Origin of the sequence: Endozoicomonas sp. ONNA2 (assembly GCF_024606365.1) — a bacterium.
Classification (GTDB): Bacteria; Pseudomonadota; Gammaproteobacteria; order Pseudomonadales; family Endozoicomonadaceae; genus Endozoicomonas.
Genome location: NZ_JAHHPO010000957.1, coordinates 1 through 1,130, shown reverse-complemented (window position 1 = coordinate 1,130; position 1,130 = coordinate 1). Strand labels below are relative to the sequence as shown.

Here is a 1,130-nt window from a genome sequence, read left to right as displayed (position 1 = left end):
CACCATCGCGCCCCAGTATGGCCCCCAGACGCCATTGACAAATATCGGCTGTTTACTCACTGCCATATGACAGGAAGATGTGCCACCGATAATCGCCAGAGTGGATTCCGGTTGAGTGCCAATAATGCCAACACCGCCTGCATGGGCATCAATAATACCTACGGCAACCGTCGTTAAAACGGACAACCCTAATTGTTTGGCTGCAGTGTCTGTTAAAGTGCCGGCAGCAGTGCCCAGCTCAGCAATGGTTTGACCCACCTTTTCGTCTGTTATCAAATCCGCCAGACCAATGTGTTCTAAAAGACGGGTATCCCAACGTTGCTCGTGAGCCAGGTAAGTCCATTTGCAAACTTTGGTGCAGACGCTGCGAACATCCTGGCCAGTGGCTCTAAACACCAGATAGTCCGCAAGATCGAAGAAGCGATGTATGCGCTGGTATTGTTCAGGCAAATGTCGTTTGAGCCACAGGATTTTAGGCAGCTCCATTTCAGGGCTGACCTCGCCGCCGACGTATTTCAGGGCTTCACTGGCCGAATTATTGATCTCTGCGGTTTCTTCAAGTGCACGATGATCCATCCACATAATGATATTGTGATCATCATTACCCGTAGGAGAAACAGAGACTGGTTGGTTATCCCCATCCACTGCAACCAGGGAGCAGGTGGCATCAAAGCCAATGCCTTTTACCTGCTCAGGGTGAATGCCGGCGTTTTTCACGACAGATTGAACGACATTGCAAACCTGTGCCCAGATGTCAGTTGAGGATTGCTCAACAAAATCCCGCTTTGGGCGGAACTGTTTAATCGGGCTCACCGCCTGGGCCAGCTTTTTTCCGGCAGCATCAAAAAGTCCGGCCCTGGCACTGCCAGAGCCTACATCTACGCCGATATACAAGTGTTTCATACGACACCAAGCTATTACCAGTTTGAAAAAGGTTATATTCCCAAGTGTGCTGAATCAAAATTATATTCACATAGTTTAATGTGCAGTTGACATAAATCAACACGGCAAAAAGGGGTGACTTATGGCGGTGCTGGCGTTCAGGCTCACTTCTTGCGATAGATCTATATGCCTGAAGCAAAAGCTTTGAACCACGAAGCACACAAAGAGCACAAAGGAAAAGAAAAGCT

Annotated in this window: 1 protein-coding gene; it reads right to left on the bottom strand. The window is 48.8% G+C overall.

The genetic code is table 11. The annotated features are described in order from the left end of the window. Positions 1 to 903, bottom strand: a 903-nt coding sequence (locus KDK14_RS16970) for an FGGY family carbohydrate kinase (RefSeq protein ID WP_257266366.1), incomplete at its 3' end; no start/stop codon positions are given. Positions 904 to 1,130 lie beyond the last annotated feature (227 nt).